The 21,544-nt window shown below is 67.4% G+C and carries 20 protein-coding genes; 12 read left to right on the top strand and 8 right to left on the bottom strand.

Annotation, left to right across the window (positions count from 1 at the left end):
- Positions 1-20 precede the first annotated feature (20 nt).
- From XINFAN_RS01895 to XINFAN_RS01885, 3 genes are all read right to left on the bottom strand, one after another.
- Positions 21-788 carry an acyl-homoserine-lactone synthase gene (locus tag XINFAN_RS01895; RefSeq protein WP_124084797.1) on the bottom strand — a complete coding sequence of 256 codons (768 nt, stop codon included), beginning with the start codon at positions 786-788 and terminating at the stop codon, positions 21-23.
- A 168-nt stretch (positions 789-956) separates the two neighbouring features.
- On the bottom strand, positions 957-1,658 hold the full coding sequence (locus tag XINFAN_RS01890; RefSeq protein ID WP_124084945.1) for a LuxR family transcriptional regulator: 702 nt from the start codon (positions 1,656-1,658) through the stop codon (positions 957-959).
- Positions 1,659-1,957: 299 nt separating this feature from the next.
- Complete coding sequence (locus XINFAN_RS01885) at positions 1,958-2,722, bottom strand: DeoR/GlpR family DNA-binding transcription regulator (RefSeq protein WP_124084796.1); 765 nt, start codon at positions 2,720-2,722, stop codon at positions 1,958-1,960.
- A 257-nt stretch (positions 2,723-2,979) separates the two neighbouring features.
- On the opposite strand from XINFAN_RS01885, the gene hisN reads away from it, so the two are divergent.
- From hisN to XINFAN_RS01845, 8 genes are all read left to right on the top strand, one after another.
- Positions 2,980-3,783: a histidinol-phosphatase gene (gene hisN, locus XINFAN_RS01880; protein ID WP_233352093.1), complete on the top strand. Its 804-nt coding sequence runs from the start codon at positions 2,980-2,982 to the stop codon at positions 3,781-3,783.
- A gap of 95 nt (positions 3,784-3,878) precedes the next feature.
- On the top strand, positions 3,879-5,456 hold the full coding sequence (locus XINFAN_RS01875; RefSeq protein ID WP_199286343.1) for an ABC transporter substrate-binding protein: 1,578 nt from the start codon (positions 3,879-3,881) through the stop codon (positions 5,454-5,456).
- 65 nt (positions 5,457-5,521) lie between these two features.
- Complete coding sequence (locus XINFAN_RS01870; protein WP_124084795.1) at positions 5,522-6,502, top strand: ABC transporter permease; 981 nt, start codon at positions 5,522-5,524, stop codon at positions 6,500-6,502.
- The gene (locus XINFAN_RS01865) at positions 6,502-7,413 is read left to right on the top strand and encodes an ABC transporter permease (protein ID WP_124084794.1); all 912 of its coding nucleotides are present in this window, start codon (positions 6,502-6,504) and stop codon (positions 7,411-7,413) included. Before XINFAN_RS01870 ends, XINFAN_RS01865 begins: the two co-directional genes overlap by 1 nt.
- A 2-nt stretch (positions 7,414-7,415) precedes the next feature.
- Entirely contained in the window at positions 7,416-9,245 is a 1,830-nt protein-coding gene (locus XINFAN_RS01860; protein ID WP_124084793.1) for an ABC transporter ATP-binding protein, read from the top strand.
- Entirely contained in the window at positions 9,238-10,524 is a 1,287-nt protein-coding gene (locus tag XINFAN_RS01855; RefSeq protein WP_124084792.1) for a Zn-dependent hydrolase, read from the top strand. The genes XINFAN_RS01860 and XINFAN_RS01855 overlap by 8 nt, the downstream gene beginning before the upstream one ends.
- Complete coding sequence (locus XINFAN_RS01850) at positions 10,521-11,465, top strand: phosphotransferase family protein (protein ID WP_124084791.1); 945 nt, start codon at positions 10,521-10,523, stop codon at positions 11,463-11,465. Before XINFAN_RS01855 ends, XINFAN_RS01850 begins: the two co-directional genes overlap by 4 nt.
- On the top strand, positions 11,462-12,376 hold the full coding sequence (locus XINFAN_RS01845; RefSeq protein ID WP_124084790.1) for a choline/ethanolamine kinase family protein: 915 nt from the start codon (positions 11,462-11,464) through the stop codon (positions 12,374-12,376). The genes XINFAN_RS01850 and XINFAN_RS01845 overlap by 4 nt, the downstream gene beginning before the upstream one ends.
- Positions 12,377-12,460: 84 nt before the next feature.
- Here XINFAN_RS01845 and XINFAN_RS01840 read toward each other — a convergent pair whose 3' ends face one another.
- Positions 12,461-13,300 carry a fumarylacetoacetate hydrolase family protein gene (locus XINFAN_RS01840; protein ID WP_124084789.1) on the bottom strand — a complete coding sequence of 280 codons (840 nt, stop codon included), beginning with the start codon at positions 13,298-13,300 and terminating at the stop codon, positions 12,461-12,463.
- A 141-nt stretch (positions 13,301-13,441) separates the two neighbouring features.
- On the opposite strand from XINFAN_RS01840, the gene XINFAN_RS01835 reads away from it, so the two are divergent.
- Together XINFAN_RS01835 and XINFAN_RS01830 are read left to right on the top strand one after the other, a co-directional pair.
- Positions 13,442-13,705 carry a DUF6525 family protein gene (locus XINFAN_RS01835; protein ID WP_199286342.1) on the top strand — a complete coding sequence of 88 codons (264 nt, stop codon included), beginning with the start codon at positions 13,442-13,444 and terminating at the stop codon, positions 13,703-13,705.
- 50 nt (positions 13,706-13,755) lie between these two features.
- Positions 13,756-14,790: a tyrosine-type recombinase/integrase gene (locus XINFAN_RS01830; protein ID WP_124084788.1), complete on the top strand. Its 1,035-nt coding sequence runs from the start codon at positions 13,756-13,758 to the stop codon at positions 14,788-14,790.
- A 9-nt stretch (positions 14,791-14,799) separates the two neighbouring features.
- Here the strand turns inward: XINFAN_RS01830 and scpB are convergent, their stop codons facing one another.
- Both scpB and XINFAN_RS01820 read right to left on the bottom strand, forming a co-directional pair.
- Positions 14,800-15,426 (bottom strand): SMC-Scp complex subunit ScpB, encoded by a 627-nt coding sequence (scpB, locus tag XINFAN_RS01825; protein ID WP_124084787.1) that lies wholly within the window; start codon positions 15,424-15,426, stop codon positions 14,800-14,802.
- A gap of 2 nt (positions 15,427-15,428) precedes the next feature.
- On the bottom strand, positions 15,429-16,295 hold the full coding sequence (locus XINFAN_RS01820) for a DUF1403 family protein (RefSeq protein WP_199286341.1): 867 nt from the start codon (positions 16,293-16,295) through the stop codon (positions 15,429-15,431).
- A 237-nt stretch (positions 16,296-16,532) separates the two neighbouring features.
- Between XINFAN_RS01820 and XINFAN_RS01815 the strand changes: the two genes are divergently transcribed.
- Both XINFAN_RS01815 and XINFAN_RS01810 read left to right on the top strand, forming a co-directional pair.
- Positions 16,533-18,827 carry an FdhF/YdeP family oxidoreductase gene (locus XINFAN_RS01815; protein WP_124084785.1) on the top strand — a complete coding sequence of 765 codons (2,295 nt, stop codon included), beginning with the start codon at positions 16,533-16,535 and terminating at the stop codon, positions 18,825-18,827.
- The gene (locus XINFAN_RS01810; RefSeq protein ID WP_124084784.1) at positions 18,824-19,129 is read left to right on the top strand and encodes a hypothetical protein; all 306 of its coding nucleotides are present in this window, start codon (positions 18,824-18,826) and stop codon (positions 19,127-19,129) included. Before XINFAN_RS01815 ends, XINFAN_RS01810 begins: the two co-directional genes overlap by 4 nt.
- Here the strand turns inward: XINFAN_RS01810 and XINFAN_RS01805 are convergent.
- Entirely contained in the window at positions 19,104-20,117 is a 1,014-nt protein-coding gene (locus tag XINFAN_RS01805) for a ParB/RepB/Spo0J family partition protein (RefSeq protein WP_233352092.1), read from the bottom strand. The genes XINFAN_RS01810 and XINFAN_RS01805 overlap by 26 nt on opposite strands.
- A complete protein-coding gene (locus XINFAN_RS01800; RefSeq protein WP_124084783.1) occupies positions 20,075-21,475 on the bottom strand; it encodes an AAA family ATPase in 1,401 nt (466 codons plus the stop codon). The genes XINFAN_RS01805 and XINFAN_RS01800 overlap by 43 nt, the downstream gene beginning before the upstream one ends.
- Between the last annotated feature and the right edge of the window lie 69 nt (positions 21,476-21,544).

The following is a 21,544-nucleotide window of genomic DNA, read 5'->3' as shown; positions in this document are numbered from 1 at the left end:
GCCGGTGACCGCAGCGCCGATCAGCCCGCAAGCGCGCGCAGGCCGATCGTCGGCCGGACAGAGGCGGCAACGGCATACCCAGGGAGCGAAGTCGCCTGCTGGCCGTCCATCCATCCGTCTCCCGCTTCGGCGGCGCGCCGGGCGGCACGCAGCGCCAGAACCTCGGCCTCGGTGGCGATCACATTGTCATGCAGCCCGGCGAAGGCGCGCACCCGGGCGATCCGCTCGTCGCTGCAATCAAGCAGCGCCGCCAGCGCCGAGACCTTGCCCATCGGCTTGACCGAGCCCACGTAATCATAGGGCGCATTGTCCGACCGTTTCAGCACGCGGTTCATCACCGGGTCGATCACGGTGATGATATCGGTGATCCCGGCATCGCGGCAGGTTTCCAGCGTGGCGACCATCAGCTCGCAGGTGGCGCGGGAAATCGCGGTGGCGCTGGCGCCGTCGCGTTGCAGCCGGGCGGTATCGACGCAGAACCGGGTGGATTCCCAGATTCTGGAGGACCGCAGCGGCGGCTCGCCGTCGAGGATCGAGCTGAACACATCCGACAGCATATGCGGCCCGGTGGTCTGCAGGGCGCGCACACAGGACACCACATTGCCCTCGTCGTCGAGTCCGACGAGATAAAGTGGATCCAGGTGGTCGAACTGATCGATCTCCCGCCCGTTTTCAATGGAAACATCCCATCCCAGCCGGTCGCTGAACACACGGGCACGCAACTGGAACATCTCGTCCAGCACGTCGCCGAACAAATGCTTATTGATAGCGTCGATAACGATGATCATGGTAGCCCCCATCTGGCATCCGTAGGAAGAGGTTAACTGCTGGTGAAAATCTCTGCCATTCGGGGAATCCCTTAATACCAATGGAGGTATCCGCGGTCTTTATCGCCGGGGGGTCCCATAGGGGCAAAGAAACGGGCCGCACGGCGGCGGCGGCAGCACCGGCCGGGATCAGATCGGATAGATCAGATGCAGCGCGATGGCCCGGGCAATGGCCTGGGGCGTGGTCAGAGAATACAGCTTTTCGCGCGCCGAGCGAAGATGCACCTCGACGGTGCGGTGCGAGATGCCGAGGATATCGGCGATATCCTGCTGGGTCTTGCCCGCGGCGGTCCATTGCAGGATCTCGATCTCGCGCGAGGAAAGCAGGCTGTGACGCAGCACGTTCGAGAAAGCGTCCGAGTTCATCACCGCATCATGCATATGCACCGCGATGGACTGCAATTCGCCGATCGCGCTGGCGATCCGCCCCTTCCATTCATGCCCGCTGGTGTCGAGCGTGACGCTGAGCATGCCGGTATCGCCGTAAGGTCCGCGCACCGGAATGGTCAGGCCGTGGCTGGTGATGCCGAAATCATGCGCGATGTTGAAGACCTTGCGGAAGTTCTCGGTCTGCTCCAGCCGCGACCAGTCCACCGGCGAGATGCTGCGCTGCGCGATGGTCAGCGTCGGGTCGATCAGGTGGAACGCCTTCTGAATGTAAAGCCGCTTCCATTCCTCGGGGTAGGTGACATAGCCGTGCATCGTGCCTGCCACCGGGTTCGCACCCAGGTAGGCGACATGATCGAATCCGAAACGGCTTCTTACCTGCTCCAGGAAGAAGTCGAATCTGCCTCGCTGGGCCGTAAGTTCGCTCAGGTCGATCAGATGCATCATGGTCCAGTCCAGACAAAACTTGCCATGATCGTGACTAAGACACAGTTTGCCACTTACAGTTGTGTCGGGCAATCAACATTTCCAGAGCGTCCCGGTTCCCCGGTAATTCTGAAAACAGTATTCGCTGATGCTGCACACTGGTTGACGTAGCGTCAATAAGCGGTCTGCCAAAACACGCGACCCGCTGGTGAAGGGCCTCTCTAACGGCCGCAGCCGGGATGTGCAACCGCGTGAGAGGCCGGAAAGGATGAATCGGCAATATCCGGTTTTCCGGCCCGGCCCCGCCGCCCGGCGGATCATTCCACACCGGCGAAATGCACCGCGCCGCGCGACAGGCTCAGCCCGGCGCTTTTCGGATTCTGGTCGGTGACAAGGTGATCCACCTCGTCCAGCCGGCAGATCGAGACCCGGCTCTCCACGCCGATCTTGTCGGAATGGCACAGCACAACGCAGGATTGTGCGCGGCGCATCATGGCGCGGGCGACCTCGGCCTCGTGCAGCTCGTAATCGGTCACGCCGCGGTCGACATGCAGCCCCACCGGCGAGATCACCGCGAAATCGGCAAGGAAGCGGTCGATCTGCGACAGCGTCATCTCGCCATAGGTGGCGGGCACGTCGCGATGCGGCCGCCCGCCCAGAAGCAGCACATCGCAATCCTTGCCGCCCGCCATGATCCGCGCGATCTCCAGCGAATTGGTGATTACACGGATATTGCCGCGCGCCATCAGCTCGCGGGCGAAGGCGATGGTGGTGGTGCCGGTGTCGATGAAACAGGTCGAGCCCTCGGGGATCAGCGTCAGCGCCATCCGGCCGATGGCGGATTTCTGCTCGGCATTATGGCCGCGGCGCTTCTCGAAAGCGGGTTCCGGTTCGATCACGTGATCCGACAGCATGGCGCCGCCATGCACCCGGGTCAGCAGCGCGCGCTCCTCCATCTCCAGCAGATCGCGGCGGATCGTCTCGCGCGAGACATCGAATTCCAGCGCGAGCTGGCTGGTCGAGACCTTCTGCCGCGCGGTCAGAAGCCCCAGGATCTTCGCCTGCCGCTCATGCGACCACATAGGCACCTCCGCGATTCCATCTGGACAGACTTGCATGGAAATCCACATTCATCGAGTCTTTATGTGCGGTTTTCGCCCGATTATGCCTGAAATCTTTGCATTCCCGAGCATATCACCGCGAAACACGGCAAGTTTGGCCAGTTTTTCCAGCCATATGCAAATAAAGACGCATGTTCTTCGCCCGGAATGGCTAATTTTGTTGCGCAACCCTGCGATTCGCACTTAGTCTGTGGTTAAAGGCGGCACAGGTGCACACAATGACACGCAATTCCACATCCGATCTGCTGGACGAACTCGGATTGATGGCCGGGGCGGCCGATGCCGCGCGTGACATCGCCCTGTCGTATTTCCGCCGTCCGATCCATGTCGAGGACAAGGAGGACAAATCCCCCGTCACCGTGGCCGACCGCTCGATCGAGGCGATGCTGCGCGGGCGCATCGCCGAACGCTTCCCCGAAGACGGCATCTTCGGCGAGGAAGAGGCGCCGCGAAACCTGGAAAGCCCGCGGGTCTGGATCGTCGATCCGATCGACGGCACCAAATCCTTCGTCACCGGACACCCGTTGTTCGGCTGCCTGATGGCGCTCCTGGACGGCGGCACCCCGGTTCTGGGCCAGATCGACATGGCGGTGCTGAATGAACGCTGGCAGGGCGCGCGCGGCCGCCCCAGCACCTTCAACGGCCAGGAGTGCCGCACCCGCGACTGCACCGCGCTGAAGGACGCCTGGATCTACACCACCAATCCCTTCGCCTTCCCCGGCGCCTCCCGCGCCGCCTTCGAGGCGGTGGCGGAACAGGCGCGGCTGACCCGCTACGGCGGCGATTGCTACAACTACGGGCTGCTCGCCTCGGGCCATTGCGACCTGGTGGTGGAGACCGGGCTGCAACCGTTCGATTTCCTGCCGCTGGTCCAGGTGGTCCAGGGCGCGGGCGGGGTGATCACCGACTGGGACGGGCGCCCGCTCGGGCTGACCTCTGCGGGCGACGTGATCGCGGCGGCCACCCCCGCGCTGCACGAGGCGGCGCTGAAACATCTTGCCGGGCAGGCGCCGCACGCCTGACCCGCCGGGGAATACAAATCGCACGGGGCGAAATCACCGTGCGGCAAAAAACGAAGAACGGCCCGCAAACGGGCATCCAACATGGAGAGACTGCAATGATCAGCAGACGGAAGTTCATCAACTATTCGGCGGCGTTCGGCGCGCTTGCGGCAATGCCGCAGGTCAACACCGATTTCTTCTTCAAACCGGCGATGGCCCAGGCGACGAAACCCATCGTCTTCCTCTCGGCCGAGAACATCACCGGCAACTGGGATCCGAGCGCGCATACCACGCTGTCGCAGACCAACATCGAGGGTTTCGTCATGGGTTATCTGACCCGGGCGCCGATGACCCCCGAGAATCCCGACGAGGTGATCTACGAACTCGCGACCGAGATCACCGAACTCGACGCGCACAAGTTGCAGATCAAACTGCGCGAGGGCGTGACCTTCCACGACGGCAAGCCCTTCACCGCCGCCGATGTGAAGGCCACCTTTGAATACGGCTCGGGCGCCGACCGGCCGAAGCAGGTCTATCCCGGCACCACCGACACTTTCGAGGTCACCACCCCCGACGATTACACCGTGATCGTGGACACCTCGAAAGGCGGCTACGGCGCCTCGCTGTTCATCTTCCTCGCCTCTTACCTGCCGATCATGTCGGCGGACGACATCGCCCAGGGCAGCTCGGGCCCGCTGACGCAGCGGCTGAACGGCACCGGCCCGTTCCGCTTTGTCGAGCAGCGCGGCAACGACACCGTGATGGAGGCCTTCGACGGCTATTTCAAAGGCAAGCCGACCGTTCCGGGCGTGACCTTCTCCTTCGTCGGCGACGCGACCACCCGGATGCTGTCGCTGATGTCGGGCCAGGCAGACATCATCGAGCGGCTTGAGCCCGAACAGGTCGAGACGCTTGAGGCCGAGGCCGGCATCAAGATCTCGCGCCAGGTCTCGGTCGAGAACAAATACCTCTGGTTCCGCTGCTCGAAACCTCCGTTCGACAATCCGCTGGTGCGCAAGGCCGCCTGCCATGCCATCGACCGCGATCTGATCATGGAAGTGATGGGATCGGCCGGTCATGCCTCGTCCAACTTCGTCTCGCCGATCAAATTCGGCTATGTCGATCTGGAGAACTATCCGAAATACGACCCCGAGGAATGCCAGCGCCTGCTGGCCGAGGCCGGCTTCCCCGGCGGCGAGGGTCTGCCGGAACTGGAATACATCACCTCGACCGGCTTCTACCCCAAGACCAAGGAATATGGCGAGGTGATCACCGCGCTGATGCAGGAACAGGGTTTCCCGGTCACGCTGAACGTGATGGAGGTCGCGGCCTGGAACGAGCGGCTCTACGACCGTCCCGGCGGCGGCCCGGGCCATATGGTCGACTGCGGCTGGTCCACCGGCTCGCCCGAGCCCGATCTGGTGCTGCGCTCGCATTTCCATTCCTCGTCGAAGCGCATCTGCGGCATCGAGGATCCCGAGATCGACGCGGCGCTGGACGAAGAGCGCAACGCCCCCTCGCTGGAGGTGCGGCGCGAATCGCTCCAGACCAATCTGATGCCGATGCTCGCGGACAAGGTTCCGGCGCTGTCGCTGTTCACCTCGGTGCTGATGCACGGTATCCGCACCGAACTGGACGGGCTGATGATGTATCCCGACGGCCAGATCGACGCCTCGGCGGCCACCCAGGGCTGAACGCCCAGAGGGAAGGCGCCCCGCGCGCCTTCCCGACCCATCCCAGCCAATCGTCCGGGGGTTGAATGTTCGTTCTCAGGTTCCTCGTCCGTCGTCTGCTTCAGGGCGTGGTCATCGTCTTTCTGGTTTCGGCGCTGATCTTCACGCTGCTCCGGGTGGTGCCCGGCGATCCGGTGCGGCTGATGGCCGGCGGCATGGCGCCCGAGGCGCTGATCGAAGAGATCGCCACCGAAATGGGGCTGCGCGATCCGATTCCGGTGCAGTTCGCCCGCTATATCGGCGGCGTGTTCCGCGGCGACTTCGGCCAGAGCTTCGTGCGCCCGGCCAGCGGCGCGGCGGTGGGCGGCGCCAGTTTCGACGATTCCACCCGGGGCGAGCGCGCCCGCGTGCTGACCCTGATCGCCGAGACCGCGCCGATGACGATCCAGCTTGCGCTGCTCGCCATGGTTTTCGCGCTGATGATCGCGCTGCCCATCGGCATCGCGGGCGGGCTCAATCCGGGCCGATGGCCCGACCGGATGGCGCTGTATCTGTCGTCCATATTCGTCAGCCTGCCGAATTTCTGGCTGGGGATCGTGCTGGCGCTGGTGGTCTCGGTCAAATGGCAGTTGGTGCCCTCGATCGGCTATCACGGCTTTGCCTATACGATCCTGCCCGCCTTCGTGCTGGCAATCGAGATCGCGCCCTTCCTGATCCGCACGCTGACCGTCTCGGTCTCGGGCGTGATGGCGCAGAATTTCATCGACATCGCCCGGGTGCGCGGGCTGTCCTGGGGCCAGATCGTCTTTCGACACGCGCTGAAGAACGCCTCGGTGCCGCTTCTGAACCTGCTGGGCGTGCAGTTCTCGATGCTGCTTGGCGGCGTGCTGGTGATCGAATTCATCTTCGACTACCCCGGCCTTGGCCTTCTGACGATCAACGCGGTGATGCAGCGCGATTTCCCGCTGATCCAGGGCATCGCCATCATCACCGCCGCGGCCTTCGTGCTGATCAATATCGTGGTCGACCTTGCGGCGACCGCCATCGACCCGAGGCTGGATTACTGATGAGCGTGACCGACATCTCCCCCGCCGCCGACCGCGTGGCCGCCGCGCAGACCGTCTCGTCGCGGATCTGGCGGCTGGCCTTCGCCTCGATCGAGTTCCGCATCGGCCTGGTGGTCTTCATCCTGCTGGTGCTGGCCGCAGCCCTCTACCCCGAGATCAGCGGCATCGACCCCACGAAGCTCAGCGTGCGCGAAAAGCTGATCCCGCCCCTGTTCATGGGCGAGACCTGGACCTGGAAGCATCCGCTGGGCACCGACCAGCTTGGGCGGGACATGCTGTCGCGCTCGTTGGTGGGGCTGCGCTATTCGCTCCTGATCGGGGTGGCGACCACGGTGCTGATGCTTCTGGTGGGCGCCATCGTCGGGCTGCTTTCCGGCTATTACGGCGGCCGCGTCGATATGGTGCTGATGCGGCTGACCGATGCGCAGCTTGCGATTCCGATGATCATCCTCGCGATCACCATCCTCGGCGTGTCGCGCCCGACGATCCCCTCGATCATCCTGGTGCTCGGGCTGGCAGGCTGGCCGGTCTATGCGAGGGTCATGCGATCAACCGTCATGTCGGAGTCAAAAAAGGAATATGTGCGCGGCGCCATCGTCCTTGGCGCGACCAATATGCGGATCATGTTCCTGCTGATCCTGCCGCTCGTCCTGCCGCCGATGGCCTTCGTCGCCGTCCTCGACATCGCGCGGATGATGATCTTTGAAAGCGTGCTGGGCTTCATCGGCCTTGGCGTGCAGCCGCCCACCCCCACCTTCGGCAATATCATCGCCGACGGGCGCAAATACATCATGAACGCCTGGTGGATCGCCACCATGCCCGGCGCCTTCCTCGTCGTCACCCTGACCAGCATCAACCTGATGGGGGCCGCCCTGGAACGCGCCCGCAACAAAGTCTACGGAGGGGCCTGAGCATGGAAACCGCCACCCAAACCGATCCGGTCCTGCGGGTCGAGGGCCTTTCCGTCGCCGCGGGCGAGCGCGCGGTGCTGAGCGACATTTCCTTCGATCTGCACCCGCGCGAGATCCTCGCGGTGATCGGCGAAAGCGGCTCGGGGAAAACGGTGCTGGCGCGCGCACTTGCAAGCTGGCTGGCCGATCCTTTGCGCGTCACCGGCGGCAAGATCCTGTTTCGCGGCAAGGACCTTGTGAAAGATCCGGCCCTGGCCCGCCGCCTCGCCGGGCGCGAGATCGCCTATGTCGGCGGCAATCCGGCGGGCGCGCTGGACCCGACCATGACCGTCGGCGCGCAACTGGTTGAGAAACTGCGCGCGGTCCGGCCCGACATTTCCTCGGCCGAGGCGAAACGCAAGGCGATCCAGCTGCTCGACGCCGTGCGCATCCCCGCGGCGGCGAAGCGGTTCGAGGAATATCCCTTCCAGTATTCCGGCGGCATGATGCAGCGCGCGATGATCGTCGATGCGCTGATCTCGGACCCGCCCCTGCTGATCGCCGACAACATCACCCAACCGCTCGACGTGACGGTGGCGGCGCAGATCCTGAAGCTGATGCGCGATCTGAACCATCAGTTTTCCACCGCCGTGCTGTTCATCTGCTCCTCGCTGCCGGTGGCCTGCGACGCCTCCGACCGGGTGATGGTGCTCAACCAGGGCCGGGTGGCCGAGATGCAGCCGCCTGCCGCCCTGATCCGCGATCCGCAAAGCGGCTATACCCGCAAGCTGATCGCCGAACTGCCCCGGCTCTGGGACGAGACCACCCACGCCCCCGCCGAGGAACGCGGCGCGCCGGTGCCGGTGCTGTCGATCCGCGACGTGGCCAAGGCCTACCGCATCCGCCGCCGCGGCGAGGCCGGGCTTTCGGTGGTCCAGGCGGTCAGGAATGTCTCGTTCGATGTGTATCAGGGCGACAATTTCGGCGTGGTCGGGGAATCGGGCTGCGGCAAATCCTCGCTGATGCGGCTGCTTACGGGGCTGGAGCGTCCCGACCATGGCGAGATTGTCTTCGACGGCGCCGATGTCGGCTCTGCCCCGGCGTCGAAACTGCGCGAGATGCGCCGCAAGTTCCAGCTCGTGCTGCAAGACCCCTACGGCTCGTTGCCGCCGCAATGGCCCATCGGCAAGATCCTGGAAGAGCCGCTGAAGATCCACGGCATCGGTTCGGCCGCCGAGCGCCGCGAGCGCGCGCGGTCGGTGATGAACGAGGTCGGCCTGCCCGACGGCTATTACAACCACCTGACCGGCGGGCTTTCGGCCGGGCAGCGCCAGCGGCTGAACGTCGCCCGCGCGATGATCCTGGAGCCGCGTCTGCTGATCATGGACGAGACGCTTTCCGCGCTGGACCAGACCGAACAGGGCAAGCTGCTCGATCTGTTCGAGCGGCTCCAGGCGCAGCACGGCTTCACCTATATCTTCATCTCGCACGACCTGACCATGGTGCGCCGGGTCTGCTCGCGCATCGCGGTGATGTATCTGGGCGAGGTGGTCGAGGTGGCGCCGAACGAGCGCCTGTTCTTCGACCCGGGCCATCCCTACAGCCGCGCGCTGCTGTCTGCCGCGCCGACGCTGGAGGACCGCCGCTACCGCCCCGAGGATTGCCTGCTGGAAGGCGAGCCCCCCTCGCCCATCGACCTGCCGCCCGGCTGCGCCTTCGCCAGCCGCTGCCCGCATGCTTTCGACCGCTGCCGCCGCGAGAACCCGGTGCTTGTGAACCGCGGTGGCCGTGCGCTGGCCGCCTGTTTCCTCAATGAACCCGCCTCTGCATCCCTGGAAAACGCTCATGCCTGACACGCTCTCCCCCGCCGGTATCGACGCCGGTCTGCTGAACGCGCTGATGACCAAAGTCTCGGAATTCGGCGCCACGCCGATGGGCGGCGTGGACCGCCCCGCCCTGACCGACGCTCATGCCGCCGCTCGCAACTGGTTCCGCTCGGAGATGGAGACGCGCGGCTATCAGGTGAAGGTCGATGCCATCGGCAATCTCTTCGGCCAGATCGACCTTGCCGGGCCGGGGGCGCCGCTGATCATGGTCGGCTCGCATATCGACAGCCAGCCGCTCGGCGGGCGGTTCGACGGCGCCTATGGCGTGATGGCCGCGCTGGCCGCCATCGAGAGCTTCCGCGCGTGGTGCGAGGCCACCGGCACCAAACCGCAATGCAACTACGCCGTGGCCGACTGGATGAACGAGGAAGGCGCGCGCTTCACCCCCAGCCTGCTCGGCTCGTCGGTGTTCTCGGGCGAATATACGCTCGATTTCGCTTTGTCGCGCCAGGACCGCGACGGCAAAAGCGTGGCGGATGAGCTGAAACGCACCGGCTATGCCGGAACCGACACCGCCCCCGAACCCACCGCCTATCTCGAAATCCATATCGAGGGCGGGCCGGAACTGGAAAAGGCCGGCAAGACCATCGCCCCCTTCCTGCGCCACTGGGGCGCCCTGAAGGTGAAGATTGAGGTCACGGGCGAACAGGCCCACACCGGCCCCACCGCGATGGAGCTGCGCAAGGACGCGCTTCTGGGCGCCGCCTATATCATGGCCGAGGTGCGCCACCTCGCCGATACTGCCCCCGACACGCTCTACACCTCGGTCGCGCGGCTCGATATTTCGCCGAATTCCGCGAATATCGTGCCGGAAAAGGTGATCATGTTCGCCGAACTGCGCTCGCCCGAACAGGCGATGCTCGACTGGTCCGAAGCCGGGCTGAAAGCCGCGCTGCCGGGTCTGGCGGCAAAGGCGAAGGTCGAGGCGGAAATCGTCTCGATCGACCGCCGCCCGGCGGGGCGGTTCGATCCGCGCCTCGTGCGGCTGGTGGAAATGGCTTCCGATGAAAACGGCTATTCCCGGATGGAACTGGACACCGTGGGCGGCCATGACGCGGTGACGATCCAGCGCCGCATCCCGTCCATCGTCTTCGTGGTGCCCTCGGTCGATGGGGTGATCCACCGCTACAACGAATACACCAGCCCCGAGGATCTGGCGAAGGGCGGCGACGTGCTGGTGGGCATGATCCGCCGGATCGACGCCGCCGGGGGCGATCTGGACCGCGCGGCGGCGGCGAACACATGAGCGCAACCGTCACCGATCACGACATCGCCCGGGCCGTGGATGCCGCCGGGCTGACCGGCGCGCAGATCCGCCCCGGCCCCGCCGCGCTGGCCTCGCCCAGCTACCGCGGGCTGGAAAGCCACGCGGTCTTTCTCGACCCGACCAGCGGCGAGAGCCGTTTCCTCAAGATCATGCACCCCGAGATGCGCGGCTTCTTCGACCGTGAGGCCGCCGTGGCGCTGGCGCACGCCGCGGGCGAGTCCGGGCTCGCGCCGCGCGTCCTGTGGTCTGACGCCGAGACCGGCGCGATCCTGTTCGAGGCGCTGGACCAGGGCTGGCGCACCGCCATGCTGGGCGATCTGCAACGCCCCGATTTCAGCGGCGCGGTGATGCGCGCCCTGCGCGAATTGCACGCTCTGCCCTGGCTGACACAAAGGTTCGACCCTTTCGCCCGGCTCGACGCCCTGGTCGCCCGGGCCCGCGCCGCGAATGTCGCCCTGCCCGGGGATCTCGGCTGGGTCCTCGCGCTAATCCAGGAGGCCCGGCCCGCGCTCTCCGACACGCCGCTGGCGCCCTGCCGCAACGACGGCTCGGTCTCGAACCTGATGACCGGGCCGGCGGGCCGCGTCGCGCTGGTCGATTTCGACCGCGCCGGGATGAACGATCCGATGTATGACATCGGCGTGCTGTTGGCCGAAATGACTGATTTCGAGACCGACATGCGCGCGCCCTTCCTCGCGTATCACGGCACCTGGGACGAGGCCGCCTTCGCCCGCGCCCGGCTCTGGGCGGTGGTGGACGACATGATCCATGCGATCCAGGCCCGGCTCTGCGGCCAGCTTTCCGTGCGCAAACACCTGGAATGGCTGAAATACGGCGAATGGCGGCTGATGCGGGCGCGGCTCGCGCTGCACCATCCGCAATTCGAGGAAAAGATCCGCATCGCCGCAGGTGAGCCATGACCAACCCCGACTCCGTCATCGCCCGGGCGGTCCGCGCCGCCCGCCCCCTGTTCGGCGAAGGGGCGAGCTATGCCCCGGTCTCCGGCGGCATCTCCAATTCCAACTGGAGGGTGCAGTCGGCCGACGGCAGCCGCGCCTGGTTCGTCAAGATCCCCGGCAACGGCACCGAGATGTTCATCGACCGCGAAGCCGCGATGGATGCCTCGCGCAAAGCCGCGAGCGCCGGCCTCGGCCCGCGGGTCTACGACGACCTGGCCGGTCAGGGCATCGAGATCAACGATTTCATCCCCGACCGCCGCCCCTCGACCCATGCCGATTTCGCCGATCCGGCGAAACGCGCCGCCGCCATCGCCGCCTACCGCCGGATGCACGCGCTGCCCGCGCTCGGGCTGACCAAGACCGTCTTCGACATGATCGACGAGCACAACCGCCAGGTGGCGGATCTGGGCGCCCCGGTCTCGCGCGATGCGGCCTGGGTGGCGCTGAACACGCGCCTCGCGCGCGAGGCGCTGGAGGCCTCGGGCCTCGACCTCGTGCCCTCGTTCAACGATCCGATGCCGGGGAATTTCATGGTCGGCGAAGACGGCTCGATCATGCTGATCGACTACGAATACGCCTCGATGAACGACCGCTGCTACGATCTGGGCATCTGGTTCGGCGAGATGTTCTTCACCCCGGAAACCGAGGCCGAACTGATCGAGGAATATTTCGGCCGCGTCACCCCGCAGCTGATCGCGCGCGTCACCGTCCACAAGGCCCTGGCCGATGTGAAATGGGCGGCCTGGTCGATGGTCCAGCTCCGCGTCTCCGAGCTGGATTTCGATTTCTACAAATACGGCGTGTGGAAACTGATGCGCTTCCGCCAGATCACCAGCGATCCGTCCTGGGTGACGCATCTGCGCAATGTCTGAACCGCCCCCTCATTTTCTGTCTGAAAATATCCTCAGGGGGTGAATGAGCCGCAAGGCTCAGAGGGGGCGCGAGCGCCCCCTTCCTTATGCGTCGTCCACGCAAAGCTGCCGCTGCCGCCCCAGGCCCTCGACCTCCAGCTCCACCACATCGCCCGCCTTCAGGAAGCGCGGCGGATCCATCGCCATGCCCACGCCGGGCGGCGTGCCGGTGGTCACCACATCGCCGGGATGCAGCGTGAAGAACTGCGACAGGTAAGACACCAGGAACGGCACCTTGAACACCATGGTCGCGGTCGATCCGTCCTGCATCACCTCGCCGTTCACCGTCAGCCGCATCCGCAGATTGCCGGGGTCGGCCACCTCGTCCGGCGTCACCAGCCAGGGGCCGAGCGGGCCGAAATTGTCCGAGGATTTCCCCTTCGACCACTGGCCCGAGCGTTCCGCCTGATAATTGCGTTCCGACACATCGTTGCAGACGCAGAAGCCCGCGATATGGGACATCGCCTCTTCCTCGGGGATATAGCGCCCCTTGCGGCCGATCACGAAGGCCAGTTCCACCTCCCAGTCGGTCTTGACCGAGCCGCGCGGGATGATGATCGGATCGTCCGGCCCCGACAGGCACGAGGTGTATTTGGCGAAGATCACCGGCTCGCGCGGCACCCGCAGCCCGGTCTCGGCGGCATGATCGGCATAGTTCAGCCCGATGCCGATGAACTTCCCGACCTGGCCCACGCAGGCGCCAAGCCGCGGCGAGCCCTCAACCGGCGGCAGCGTGCGCGGGTCGATCGCCTTCAGCGCGCTCAGATCGGCCAGCACCTCGCCGGCAAGATCGGGCACATGGGCCGAAAGATCGCGCAGGCGCCCCTCCGCGTCGATCAGCCCGGGCTTCTCGGCGCCCCTCTCGCCATAGCGGACAAGTCTCATTCGTCTTCCTCTCTCAACTCTCCGGCAGGATTCGCGGCGCGAGGATAGACCGGCCCCTGTCCGCCTGTCTCGGGTTATCGGCCCTGGCTTGCCCTCATGTTTAGTTATGTTATTACATATTAAACTACAGAGAGCCGCCCGATGCAGAACCTCGCCACCTCGCTGCGCCGCCGTTCCCGGCGCAGCCGGCCGATGGAGCTTTACGACCGCCTGCCGCCCGGGCTGCGACACTGGCTGGCCGGGGCCGCCCTGCCCTGGAGCCCGCAGTCCGCGCTGCGCCTGTGGAACCGGCTGCACCGCGAGACCGGCGGCGACACGGCGGCGGTGCTCTCGCGGCTCGACCTCGCGCAGGCGCGGCTTCTCGCCCGCGACCGGCTCGCAACCCCTCCCGGCCCTCTGGCCTGAGGCGATGTTTGGCTCTAGACTCGCCTGAAACCGGCACAGGATCCGCGCGCATGGCATCAGACGGCACCCCCCTGCCCTATTCCGCCCCGCGCCACGCACCGGGCGCGCTGCACCAGCTTGCCGAACGCGCCCGCAGCTATGCCGAAGCCGCCAGTTCCGCCAACACCCGCCGCGCCTATGCCGCCGACTGGAAGCATTTCGCCGCGTGGTGCCGGCGCGAGGGCACGGATGCGCTGACCCCCGATCCGCAGGTGATCGGCCTCTATATCACCGCCTGCGCCAGCGGGGCGGCGTCCGTGGGCGGCAAACCCGGCTCGGTTTCCACCATCGAGCGCCGCCTCTCGGCGCTGGTGTGGAACTTCGCGCAGCGCGGCTTGCGGCTCGACCGGCGAGACCGCCATATCGCCACCGTTCTGGCCGGGATCCGCAACAGCCATGCCGCCCCCCCGCGCCAGAAAGAGGCGATCCTTGCGGGCGATCTGCGCGCCATGCTGGAAACCTGCGATCCCGCCAGCCTGCGGGGCCTGCGCGACCGCGCCATGCTGCTGATCGGCTTCGCGGGCGGGCTGCGGCGATCCGAGATCACCGGCCTCGACCTGGGGCGCGATCAAAGCCAGGACGGCCGCGGCTGGATCGAGATCCTGCCCGAGGGCATGCTCCTCACCCTGCGCGGCAAGACCGGCTGGCGCGAGGTCGAGATCGGCCGCGGCTCCTCTGCCGCCACCTGCCCGGTCGCGGCGACCGAGACCTGGGTGAAATTCGCGCGGCTCTCGCGCGGCCCGCTGTTCCGCCGCGTCACCAGCCAGGGGCGCGAGGCCGGGCCGATGCGGCTCAACGACCGCGAAGTGGCCCGCCTCGTGAAGCGCGCCGCCGCCGGGGCCGGGATCCGCGGCGATCTGCCCGAGGCCGCGCGCACCGCCCTGTTCGCCGGCCATTCGCTGCGGGCCGGGCTGGCCTCATCGGCCGAGGTGGACGAGCGTTACGTCCAGAAGCAGCTCGGTCATGCCTCGGCCGAGATGACCCGCCGCTACCAGCGCCGCCGCGACCGCTTCCGCGTCAATCTGACCAAAGCCGCCGGTCTCTGAAAGCGGCCTCTAGCCCTCGTCCTCTCCGGCCAGCGGCAGATCGGGCAGCGCGGACAGGCCCGGCGTCAGCAGACCCGCGTCTTCCAGCGCCTCCAGATCCGGCAGGTCGCGCAGGCTGTCGAGGCCGAAATGCTCCAGAAAGCCCCGGGCGGTGACATAGGTATAGGGCGCGCCCGGCTCGGGGCTGCGCGGGCCGCGCGCGATCAGACCGGCGCGCGACAGCCGGGCGACGGTGTCGCGGCTGATCTCGCGGCCGACCAGGCGCGAGACCTCGGCCCGCGTCACCGGCTGAAGATAGGCGATGGCGGTCAGCACCAGCGCCTCGCCCCGGCTCAGCGGACGGCTGGTGTCCTCCACCGCCGCCGCCGCGCGGATCACGCCCGCGAATTTCGCCCGGGTGCGGATCTGCCAGCCGCCAGCGGTGCGGGCGATCTCCCACGGCCGCCCCTCGGCCCCGGCGGCGATGTCGTCGATCAGCAGGTCGATGCTGCAGTCGCGCCCCACCACCCGGGCCAGCATCTCGCGGGTGACGGGCGCGGCGCTGGCGAACAGCACCGCCTCGGCCCGCACCATCCATTCGCGCCAGCGCAGCGCCGGGGGCAGATCGTCCAGATCGCGGTCGAACTCCGCCGCCATCGCTAGAGCCCATACAGCCGGAAGGTGGGCCGCCCGGTCAGCTCGCGCACCGCGCCAAGCTCCACCAGCCGCGCGAACAGCCGCCGTGCCGCGCGGTCGCTGGCGCGCTCGCCCGCCTCGGGCGCCAGCGCATCCTCGGTCATCAGCCGCGCCACCACGGCCCGGGCATCGCGCCCGCGCAGCTTCGGCGCGACCTCTGCCAGCCGGGCGGCGCGGCGCGACAGATCGGCGTGAAGATCAGCGGCCGCGACCGCGCCCTGCGCCCAGGCCAGCGCGCAGGCGCGGGTCCAGGCCGCGCCCTTCAGCGCCATATCGCCGCGCCGCAGATGCACGGCCAGCAGCGGCACCGGCCGAGGCCAGCCCAGATCGCGCGCCAGCACCGCATCCCCCAGCCAGAGCGCCAGCCCCCGATAGCGCGGCCCGAGCGCCAGAACCTGCGCCGCCGCCCCGGCCGCCGTCTCGACCGGCGCGCCCGCAGGCGGCAGATCCGGCAGCCCCGCCGGCAGATCGAACGCCGCCGCCAGCCGGTCCGGGTCGCGCAGGGCCCCCTGCCCCGCCAGCATCCGGCAGGCGCCGTAAAGCCGCCCCGCCGGCCCCGGATCGTCACCCGCGCGCCGCAAGAGCCAGTGGTCGCGCAAGGCCCCCTCGTCCACCCGGTGCCCGTCGATCCGCGCCAGCACCGCCGCCATCCCCAGGGCCAGCCGGCTGCGCCAGAGCTGCCCCACCGGCTCCTCCGCCCGCGCCAGCGGGTCGATCCAGGCCAGCGCCGCCCCGGCCGCGAACAGCGGCTCTGCGCCCGCACGGATCCAGCGCGGCACCGGAGGGCGCGGCGGCGGCGGCAGAGGCGAGGGAAGCGGGCGGCGGCTCATGACACCCGACGCTAACATGCCCCAAAGCCCGCGAACAGTGCGACGCCCCGGCGGAAAACACCACCGCAAGAAAGATATATTCCCCGCATGGCGTTTCCCCGCGAACCGCGCTATCACCCTTCCCGCAACCCTTGCCCTGCCCCGTCCCGCAGGCACCGGCAGCAGATCACCCGCCATCCGCCCCTCGCGCTCCGCCCCCTCCGGGCGGCGCCGGGGTTTGTCTGCAAGGGAACCGCCATGGGCAAAGACGATTTCATCGGCCGTAAATCCGCCGCCGCCGGGGGCTGGGGCGCGCTGAAAAGCTGCGGCAAGCGGCTGATGCAGACCGGCCGCCCGTTCTCGGGCGCGCGCGCCATGCTCAAGGCCAACCAGCCCGACGGTTTCGACTGCCCCGGCTGCGCCTGGGGCGACCCCGAACACGGCTCGTCCTTTGAATTCTGCGAGAACGGCGTCAAGGCCGTCGCGTGGGAGGCCACCCGGCTGCGCGTCACCCCCGACTTCTTCGCCGCCCATACCGTCTCCGACCTGCGCAACTGGTCGGATTACGATCTGGAGCACCAGGGCCGCCTGACCCATCCGATGGTCTACGATCCGGCCTCGGACCGCTACCTGCCCACCAGCTGGGACGAGGCCTTCCGGGGCATCGCCCGCGCCCTGAACGCGATCCCGCCCGACCGGGCCGAATTCTACACCTCGGGCCGCGCCAGCAACGAGGCCGCCTTCCTCTACCAGCTTTTCGTGCGGCTCTACGGCACCAACAATTTCCCCGACTGCTCGAACATGTGCCACGAGGCCTCGGGCGTCGCGCTGACCGAGGCGATCGGCATCGGCAAGGGCACCGTGACGCTGGAGGATTTCGACCGCGCCGATGCGATCTTCGTCATCGGCCAGAACCCCGGCACCAACCATCCCCGGATGCTGGCCGATCTGCGCCGCGCCACCGCCCGCGGCGCCAAAGTGGTGGTGCTGAACCCCCTGAAGGAGAAGGGCCTCCAGCGTTTCGCCGATCCGCAGAACAAGCTGGAGATGATCCTCGGCGGCTCGGAAGCCACCTCGACCGAGTATTTCCAGCCCCGGCTCGGCGGCGATATGGCCGCCGTGCGCGGCATGGCGAAAGTGGTCTTCGCCGAGGATGCCGCCGCCCTCGCCGCCGGACACCCTTCCCTGCTCGATCTGGCCTTCATAGAGACGCATTGCCACGGGTTCGAGACCTGGCGCGCAGCCGTCGAAGCCACACCCTGGAGCCTGATCGAGGACCAGTCCGGCCTGACCCGTGACGAGATCACCCGCGCCGCCCATGTCTACCTGGGCGCCGAAAGCGTGATCTGCACCTGGGCCATGGGCGTGACCCAGCACCGCCACTCGGTCCAGACCATCCGCGAGATCGCCAATCTTCTGTTCCTGCGCGGCAATGTCGGGCGGCCCGGCGCCGGCCTCTGCCCGGTGCGCGGCCATTCCAACGTCCAGGGCGACCGCACCGTGGGGATCAACGAAAAGGCCCCGAAGGCGCTGATCGACGCGCTGGAACGCGAGACCGGCCGCCCCATGCCGCGCCGCCCGGGCCATAACGTGGCCGAGGCCATCGGCGCCATGCTCTCGGGCGAGGCCCGCGCCTTCATGGGCCTGGGCGGCAATTTCGCCCGCGCCACCCCCGACAGCGCCCTGATCGCCCGGCTGATGCGGGGGCTGGACCTGACCGTCCATATCGCCACCAAGCTCAACCATTCCCACCTGTTGCCCGGGCGCGCGGCCTGGCTGCTGCCCTGCCTTGGGCGCACCGAAATCGACCGCAATTCCAAAGGCATACGCCAGATCGTCACCGTCGAGGATTCGATGAGCATGGTCCATGGCTCGGGCGGCATCAACCTGCCCGCGTCGAAAGAGCTGCGCTCGGAGATCGCCATCGTTGCCGGGATCGCCGCCGCCACCGTCGGCTCGGGGGCCGTCGACTGGGCCGGGCTGGCCGATGATTACGATCTGATCCGCGACATGATCGCCCGCGTGCTGCCCGCCTTCGGTGAATACAACCAGAACGTGCGCAAACCGCGTGGCTTCCGCCTGCGCAATGCGGCCTCCGAACGCGAGTGGAACACGCCAACCGGAAAGGCGAATTTCTCGGCCGACCCGCTGCCCGACCAGACCGAATGGCAGCGGATTCAGCAGGAACCGGGTCTTTTCGTGCTGCAAACCTTCCGCTCGCACGATCAGTACAACACGACGATCTACGGCATGGACGACCGCTACCGCGGCATCTACGGCGAGCGCCGGGTGGTCTTCGTCAACCCCGAGGATCTGGCCCGGACCGGCTTTGCCAGCGGCGACCGGGTGGATGTGATCGGCAGTCAGGGCAGCGACGGCCAGATCCGCATCGCCGAGGGCTTCCGCCTCGTGCCCTACGACATCCCGCAGGGCTGCGTCGCGGGCTATTACCCGGAACTTAACCTTCTGGTGCCCTGGAACGCTTACGGCGACAAGAGTTTCACCCCGATCTCGAAGTCGATCCTCGTCTCGTTCCGGCCCGCCGCGGGATGAGCGATCCGGCCGGGGACTGCCTCAGGCTGACCGACGCCCTGCTGGACCACGGCCCCCCGGCGCTGTCGCCTTTGGGGGCCGGGATCCTCGCGGCCCATGCGCTCGGCATCGCCGCCGACAGCCGCAGCTTCGCCCGGATCTTCGGCATCGCCCATGCCCTCGTGCTGCGCGAATGCGTGGCGCTCGCCGCCGAGGCCGGGCTGATCGAGCCCCTGCGCCAGGACGCCCGCAGCCAGCGGCTGCACTACCGCCCCTCGGCCCCGGGCGAGGCGCTGCTCAGGGCCGCTCAAGCAGCCGGCTGATCTCGCGGATCACCGTCTCGACCAGTTCGCGGTCCACGATGCGGCCGCCCAGCCGGATCGACCAGCCGCGGGCATCCTCCTGCGCCTCCAGCTCATAGCCCGAGGACAGGACCACCCGCCGCGCCGCCGCCCGGCGCGGGCGCCCGCCCTTGCGCGGATCGGGTGCTTTCGGGGTCAGACCCGCCAGCGCCGCCTCGATCAGCGCGGCCTCTTCCTCGGGCGTCTCGGGGCGTTCGCACGCCAGATGCTCGCGCAGCCGCGCCTCGGCGCCTTCCCGCAGAGCGGTGGCAAGCCGCAGCCCGTCCTTCTCGCGGATGCTGTCGGGGAAGGCGAGCATGTCGCCCAGTTCCTCGAAGATCAGTGCGAAAGAGCGGATTTTCGACCGTTTGGCCCTGGAGGCCATCGGGAACAACCCGTCCACCGCCGCCTCGACATTGAGGAAAGCGCCCTGCTGGGCGGCGATCACCGCGATCCGGCCGCGCTCGAACTGGCTCAACCCGGCGCGGATCTCGTTCTCCTCGACCATGGCCGCGAAAGCGCCGCCCATGGCCCCGGGCTCGCGCAGGATCGCCCGGATGCGGTCGTAGCGCGCGTCTTTGGTCAGGCTTTTCAGGGCACGAAAGGCCATCACCCGCCGGTAGCCCGACAAAAGCCCGTAGCCGCCCCCGGGCAAAGCAAAGACCTCGACCGGCAAGCGCAACCCGTTGCGGGCGATGGAGCTTTTCAGCTCCTCCATCTCCTCGGCCGACAGCGCCGCGCGGTCGCGGACCAGGGCGTCGGCCTCGATCTCGTCGAGCGGGATCTCCATGAGGACAAGGCCGCGCGCGCGGGCGTAGCGGAAGGCGCCGGCGTCCTGGCGGTCGCGGGCGGCCTCGGCGCGCTCCGAGGCGGTCTCGGCGGCGACCTGGGCGATGGGGGCGACCGGGTGCGGCGTCTGGCCATGGATCAGCCCTCCTCTGCGGCTTTGGCAAGCTGCTGGTCGCGCCACCAGGCGCCAAGGATCACCTCCTTGACCTCGGCCCAGGTGCGGTCGAAGGGCTCGCGGCCCCGGACCCAGGTCTCGCGGTTGTAGTCGCGATAATCGGTCTCGTAGATGCCTGAGACCTGCTCGCCGGCCTGGCCGATCATAGCGGTCATCTCCTGGCGGCAGGTGGTCATGAAATCGCCGAACCAGGCCTGGATCACGTTGGCCAGATCGGTCTGCTGCGAGGGGTCGAAGCGGGTGATCAGCGCCCGGACCGCATCCCATTCAAAGCGCATCTCAGGCAGGCCATCGGCGCGGCGGGCGCGATTCTCGCCCTCTTCGATCGAGGCGAAGGTCGAGTAGATCATATCGAAAAAGCGCCCGGTCGAATCGAATTCGAGGAAAGAGGCGCCGAGGGGGACCAGCAGGATGTCGGCGGCGGCCAGCGCATTGATCGTCAGATAGCCGAGGGCAGGGGGGGTATCGAGCAGGATGATGTCGTATTCATCCAGCAGCCCGCCTTCGGAAAGGGCGTTGGAGAGCGCGTCCCACAAGGCCCAGGACCGGAGCTGCATCCGCCAGACCGGGACCTGGAACTCGGCCCAGTAGAGGTTGAGCTGGGCGCCGATCAGGTCGATGTTCGGCCAATGGGTCTTCTGCACCAGGTTTCGCGGCGAAACCTTCAGCGCCTCGGTCAGAGTTTCGTCAAAGGTAAACGGAGCGTCCCCGGCGGCGACACGCGCCTCGTTTTCCTCTTGCAGGCGCAGGGCATAGTTGCGGGCGAGGAGGGGGAAGACGGTCTGCCATTCGTCCTCGACCTTGCCGCCAATGATCGAGGTCATCGAGCCCTGGCTGTCGAGATCGACGACCAGCACCCGGTAGCCGTCGAGTGCCGCGGACATGGCGAGATGGGCGGCGGTGGAGGTCTTGCCGACGCCGCCCTTGAAATTGGCGATGGCGACGACCTTGGCGGGCAGGCCCTCGGGGCGCCAGGCGCGGTATTCGCGTCCGCGCGCGCCCTCGGCGGCGAAATGGTCGCGCAGGGCCAGCACCTCGTCCAGCGTGAACCATTTCGAGCCGCCCTCGCCCTCGCCCTGCGGCAGATCGGGGTTGAGGCGCAGCACGCGGCGCAGATGGGCCGGGTTGACCGGGATCAGATAGCGGCACACCTCCCATGTCGAGAAGCGGCGCAGGCGCTTCTTGCCATCGGGCGCATAGCCGCGGCGGGCGAGATCGTCGCGGCCGCGGGTGGCGAAGGCGGCGGCCTTGGCGAAGCGGGGCGCGTCGATCGGACCGGCCAGCTTGCGCGCGGCCTGCGCCGGGTCGATGCTGAAATAAGGCGGCAGATCGGCTTTGGGGCGAAGGCCTGGTTTCTGTGCCATTGTGCCGCGCGATGTCCGTTGTTTCCCGGGATATGCGGCGAACTATGGCACATGGTGGAACAGTTGTGA

It is taken from the genome of Pseudogemmobacter humi (assembly GCF_900609055.1).
Taxonomy (GTDB): domain Bacteria; phylum Pseudomonadota; class Alphaproteobacteria; order Rhodobacterales; family Rhodobacteraceae; genus Pseudogemmobacter; species Pseudogemmobacter humi.
Note: the sequence above shows the minus strand (reverse complement) of the source record. Positions and strands in the feature narration are given on the sequence as shown.

Coding starts and splice junctions, on each gene's coding strand:
- XINFAN_RS01895 (WP_124084797.1), bottom strand. CDS start 788: ATGATCATCGTTATCGACGCTATCAATAAGCATTTGTTCGGCGACGTG.
- XINFAN_RS01890 (WP_124084945.1), bottom strand. CDS start 1,658: ATGCATCTGATCGACCTGAGCGAACTTACGGCCCAGCGAGGCAGATTC.
- XINFAN_RS01885 (WP_124084796.1), bottom strand. CDS start 2,722: ATGTGGTCGCATGAGCGGCAGGCGAAGATCCTGGGGCTTCTGACCGCG.
- hisN (WP_233352093.1), top strand. CDS start 2,980: ATGACACGCAATTCCACATCCGATCTGCTGGACGAACTCGGATTGATG.
- XINFAN_RS01875 (WP_199286343.1), top strand. CDS start 3,879: ATGATCAGCAGACGGAAGTTCATCAACTATTCGGCGGCGTTCGGCGCG.
- XINFAN_RS01870 (WP_124084795.1), top strand. CDS start 5,522: ATGTTCGTTCTCAGGTTCCTCGTCCGTCGTCTGCTTCAGGGCGTGGTC.
- XINFAN_RS01865 (WP_124084794.1), top strand. CDS start 6,502: ATGAGCGTGACCGACATCTCCCCCGCCGCCGACCGCGTGGCCGCCGCG.
- XINFAN_RS01860 (WP_124084793.1), top strand. CDS start 7,416: ATGGAAACCGCCACCCAAACCGATCCGGTCCTGCGGGTCGAGGGCCTT.
- XINFAN_RS01855 (WP_124084792.1), top strand. CDS start 9,238: ATGCCTGACACGCTCTCCCCCGCCGGTATCGACGCCGGTCTGCTGAAC.
- XINFAN_RS01850 (WP_124084791.1), top strand. CDS start 10,521: ATGAGCGCAACCGTCACCGATCACGACATCGCCCGGGCCGTGGATGCC.
- XINFAN_RS01845 (WP_124084790.1), top strand. CDS start 11,462: ATGACCAACCCCGACTCCGTCATCGCCCGGGCGGTCCGCGCCGCCCGC.
- XINFAN_RS01840 (WP_124084789.1), bottom strand. CDS start 13,300: ATGAGACTTGTCCGCTATGGCGAGAGGGGCGCCGAGAAGCCCGGGCTG.
- XINFAN_RS01835 (WP_199286342.1), top strand. CDS start 13,442: ATGCAGAACCTCGCCACCTCGCTGCGCCGCCGTTCCCGGCGCAGCCGG.
- XINFAN_RS01830 (WP_124084788.1), top strand. CDS start 13,756: ATGGCATCAGACGGCACCCCCCTGCCCTATTCCGCCCCGCGCCACGCA.
- scpB (WP_124084787.1), bottom strand. CDS start 15,426: ATGGCGGCGGAGTTCGACCGCGATCTGGACGATCTGCCCCCGGCGCTG.
- XINFAN_RS01820 (WP_199286341.1), bottom strand. CDS start 16,295: ATGAGCCGCCGCCCGCTTCCCTCGCCTCTGCCGCCGCCGCCGCGCCCT.
- XINFAN_RS01815 (WP_124084785.1), top strand. CDS start 16,533: ATGGGCAAAGACGATTTCATCGGCCGTAAATCCGCCGCCGCCGGGGGC.
- XINFAN_RS01810 (WP_124084784.1), top strand. CDS start 18,824: ATGAGCGATCCGGCCGGGGACTGCCTCAGGCTGACCGACGCCCTGCTG.
- XINFAN_RS01800 (WP_124084783.1), bottom strand. CDS start 21,475: ATGGCACAGAAACCAGGCCTTCGCCCCAAAGCCGATCTGCCGCCTTAT.